The organism is Arthrobacter sp. JCM 19049, assembly GCF_001310435.1.
Map to the genome: position 1 here is coordinate 1 of NZ_BAXF01000212.1, position 3,615 is coordinate 3,615.

Annotated in this window: 3 protein-coding genes and 3 pseudogenes; 1 reads left to right on the top strand and 5 read right to left on the bottom strand. The window is 65.4% G+C overall.

Annotated elements, in window-relative coordinates:
- Positions 1-85: 85 nt before the first annotated feature.
- From JCM19049_RS23410 to JCM19049_RS09655, 5 genes and pseudogenes are all read right to left on the bottom strand, one after another.
- Positions 86-654, bottom strand: a pseudogene (locus JCM19049_RS23410) (CueP family metal-binding protein).
- 145 nt (positions 655-799) lie between these two features.
- Positions 800-1,386 (bottom strand): annotated as a pseudogene (locus JCM19049_RS23415) (DUF305 domain-containing protein).
- A 119-nt stretch (positions 1,387-1,505) separates the two neighbouring features.
- The gene (locus JCM19049_RS09650) at positions 1,506-1,679 is read right to left on the bottom strand and encodes a hypothetical protein (RefSeq protein WP_279402883.1); all 174 of its coding nucleotides are present in this window, start codon (positions 1,677-1,679) and stop codon (positions 1,506-1,508) included.
- Positions 1,680-1,805: 126 nt separating this feature from the next.
- Positions 1,806-1,958: a hypothetical protein gene (locus JCM19049_RS19950; RefSeq protein WP_279402884.1), complete on the bottom strand. Its 153-nt coding sequence runs from the start codon at positions 1,956-1,958 to the stop codon at positions 1,806-1,808.
- Between the two features lie 314 nt (positions 1,959-2,272).
- Positions 2,273-2,464: a hypothetical protein gene (locus tag JCM19049_RS09655; RefSeq protein WP_054821478.1), complete on the bottom strand. Its 192-nt coding sequence runs from the start codon at positions 2,462-2,464 to the stop codon at positions 2,273-2,275.
- An 18-nt stretch (positions 2,465-2,482) separates the two neighbouring features.
- On the opposite strand from JCM19049_RS09655, the pseudogene JCM19049_RS09660 reads away from it, so the two are divergent.
- Positions 2,483-3,615: pseudogene (locus JCM19049_RS09660) on the top strand (HAD-IC family P-type ATPase); the annotation flags it as partial.

A 3,615-nucleotide genomic window follows, 5' to 3' on the forward strand; every position in this document is an offset into this window, starting at 1 on the left:
TGCCGGTTCCGGCACGGGCCCGCCGGCGTGAGTCCCCAATTTCCTTTCGCTCCCGGTCAGCGTGCGACTGCCCGGGTCCGAGGGGCTAGGTCAGCTGCAAGGTGGTCAGGCAGGTCGCGTCCTCATCGGAGACCGTGGAAATGTTGGTCGTTCCGCTCTTGCCCTGTGCCTCGACCGTCAGAGTCCCCTCCATGCCGCGTGGCAGCCAGAGCCCCACAAATCCGTTGTCGAAGGTTTGCATGGATTCGTCCACGAGCTTCTGCCCGGTCTTGTTGTCGGTGACGGTGACCTTCACGTCTGAGTTCTGCATCTCCCCAGGCAGGTGGTCAGGCTGTGGAAGTGGCAGTCGTGGGTCTGCTGCTGGTAGGGGGCGAAGGACAGGTAGAACTTGTCCTCCGGCATCGGCAGGGTGACTTCCTGCTGGTCATCCATGAGAACCAGTCCCGCGGGCCGCACCGAGGCGATCAGGCTTTGGCTGCGTTCGCTCACCGGCAGGGCATCCAGCCGGTCGATGATCTGGGTGGTGTTCAATCCGTCGAGTCCCTGGGTCGTCAGGAACTGCTGCGTGGAGTCGGCGGCCTGCACGCTGGTGGTGGGGGCCGGTTCCGGGGTGCTGCTGCACCCGGTCAGGGCCAGCGCCCCCACGGCGAGCACTCCAAGGACACGGGCTGTGTGTCCGGCGGCGGTGCGGTGGCGGTTGTGCTTGGGTGTTGTCCTTTGCCATGGTGGTTCCTCGTGCTGGGGTGCGCGGTGGGCCAGGGGCCCACCGCGCGTGGAGTGGAGTGGTTTTGGGGGTCGGTTACAGGCCGGCCAGCATGTCCTTCATCTGCTGAATTTCGGCCTGCTGATCGTTGACGACCTGTTCGGCCATATCGATGGCCGGTTGGTAGGACCCGTCGCGAATCTGGTCCTCGGCCATGGTCACGGCCCCCTCGTGGTGGGCAATCATCTGCTCAAGGAACAGCTTGGAGGCGTCCACCCCTTCGGCTTCCTGCAGGGCCTGCAGGTCTTCCTCGCTCATCATCCGTCCCCGTGGCCCATGTCGTGCATGTTGTGGGACTCTTCCACGCCCCACTCCTGCTGCCAGGACTGCAGTTTCTCGATTTCCGGGCCCTGGGCTTCCTTGATCTGCTCGGCCAGGTTGGTCACCTGCGTGTCGATGCCCTGCTTGGCCAGGACGATGTCGCTCATTTCGATGGCCTGCTCGTGGTGAACGCTCATCATCGCGGCAAAGGACTTGTCCGCGTCGTTAACGCTTGCTGTCGGGGCCGAGGTGGCGGTCTGCTCCGGGGTGGCCCCCGGGTCCTGATCCTGGGTGGCGCACCCGACCAGCACTGGGGCAAGGCCCAGGCTCAGGGCAGCAAGAACGGCAATTGGCTTCTTCATGTGGGTTTTCTCCGTGATTTCGCATCGCTGAGGGCACGAACGGATCGAAAGTCCGTGTGCCGGGGCATGGGTTTTCGACTCCCGCCGGAAGCGCAGGAAGGCGCGCGGGAGCCTGCCGATCAGGTGCGGCTAATACACAACGCCTGCAGCGATGGGCTTGGCCGGAAGCGCCGTGCCCGGAGGCGGTACCCGGGTCCTGCCCGGCAGAACCCGATGCGGCGGGCCCAGAAGGCTGGCAGCACGCCGAGGGTGAGGAAAAGCAGCAGCAGCGCGGCGACACAGGCGGCGCTCACCACCTGCTGATCACCGCTTTTCTGGCATTCGGCGCATCCCACGGCAGAGGTATCGGCCAGCAGATGCTGGTCGTCGGTGGCCGTCGGCGTCTGTGCCAGCTGCCCGGCGGCGGTGAAGGATGGGCCTCATGCAGGTGCGGTGCCGTGCAGGTTCAGTCCATGCATCAGCAGCAAACCCACCACGACGGCCGCGGCCAGCAGAATCCCACGCAACATGCCGGGCAGGGTGCCGGGCACCGACGGCGCCGGCGGCTGCCGCAGGACGGGTGGGATGTTCATATCTGCAGATTCTAGCCACACGGACTGTGAGCCCCCTAAGCAGGGAAGTTCCATCTTCACGCCGGCGCGGGAGCTGACAGGGGCCTTGTCTGTTCCTGAAGATTCGCTCACCCTCACTGGATTTAATACCCCTAGGGGTATAGTCTCGACTGTGGTAAAGGAAATGAAGAGCACTCAAGCCGCCACCGGCAGCTCTAACCAGGACGAGCAACCACAACCCATGGTTTCCACAGCGAACGCGAAAGGGGCATCATGAGTACCTCCGAGAACGAAGAGCACCAAGCCGCCACGGCCACTCAAGACAACCGCAATCTTCAGCGCACGCAGAACACCGCCAAGGGCGCCAGGAACATGCCCTGCATGCCGAAGCAGGGCATTCCGCCCAGCACGCGGAGCACTTGGAGCACCAGCATCCGGCGGATCACCAGGATCACGCCGGGCACGAAGACCATTCGGCACATGCCAGCCACGGCGGACATGGTGGACATGGTGGCCACGGCGATCACGCCGCCGTATTCCGCAAGATGTTCTGGATCAGCCTGGTGCTGTCCATTCCCGTGGTCTACTTCAGCCCGATGTTCGCCGACCTGCTCGGCTACCAGATTCCCCAATTCCCCGGGTCCAGTGGATTGCCCCGATCCTGGGCACCGTCATCTACTTCTACGGCGGCTGGCCCTTCCTCTCCGGAGGTGTTTCTGAACTGAAGTCCCGCCAGCCGGGAATGATGCTGCTGATTGCCATGGCCATCACCGTGGCCCTGATCGCCTCCTGGGCCACGAGCCTGGACATTGGGGGGCTGATGCTGGACTTCTGGTGGGAGCTGGCGCTGCTGGTGGTCATCATGCTCTTGGGACACTGGATGGAGATGCGCGCCCTGGGCGCGGCCTCCGGCGCGTTGGACGCGCTGGCCGAACTGTTGCCCGATGAGGCGGAGAAGGTGACGGAGAACGGCACCGAAACCGTGACCCTGGACCAGTTGCAGGCCGGCGATACCGTCCTGGTCCGCTCCGGCGCCCGCGTTCCGGCCGACGGACGGATTGTGGATGGCGGCGCGGAGTTCGACGAATCGATGATCACCGGCGAGTCCAAGACCGTCTACCGCGACGCCGGGCAGAACGTGGTGGCCGGAACGGTGGCCACGGACAACTCGGTGCGCGTTGAGGTGCAGGCCACCGGCGAGGACACCGCGCTGGCCGGAATCCAGCGCCTGGTCTCCGAGGCCCAGCAGTCCTCCTCCCGCGCCCAGGCGCTGGCCGACCGGGCGGCCGCCTGGCTGTTCTGGTTTGCCCTGGGTGCCGGCATCCTGACCTTCATCATCTGGATGCTCATCGGCCAACCCGATGACGCGGTGGTGCGCACCGTGACGGTGCTGGTCATTGCCTGCCCGCACGCGCTGGGCCTGGCCATCCCGCTGGTGATTGCCATCTCCACCGAACGCGCCGCGCGCTCCGGGGTGCTGGTGAAGAACCGCATCGCACTGGAGCGCATGCGCAACATTGACGTGGTGCTCTTTGACAAGACCGGCACCCTGACCGAGGGCGCCCACGCGGTGACCAGCACCGCGGCGGTTTCCCCGGTTTCCGAGGGCGAGCTGCTTTCCGTGGCCGCCGCGGCGGAAGCCGACAGTGAGCACCCGGTGGCCCGCGCCATCGTCGCG

Excerpts from the sequence above, each read along its gene's own strand:
- JCM19049_RS19950 (WP_279402884.1), bottom strand. The coding sequence starts at position 1,958 with ATGAACATCCCACCCGTCCTGCGGCAGCCGCCGGCGCCGTCGGTGCCC.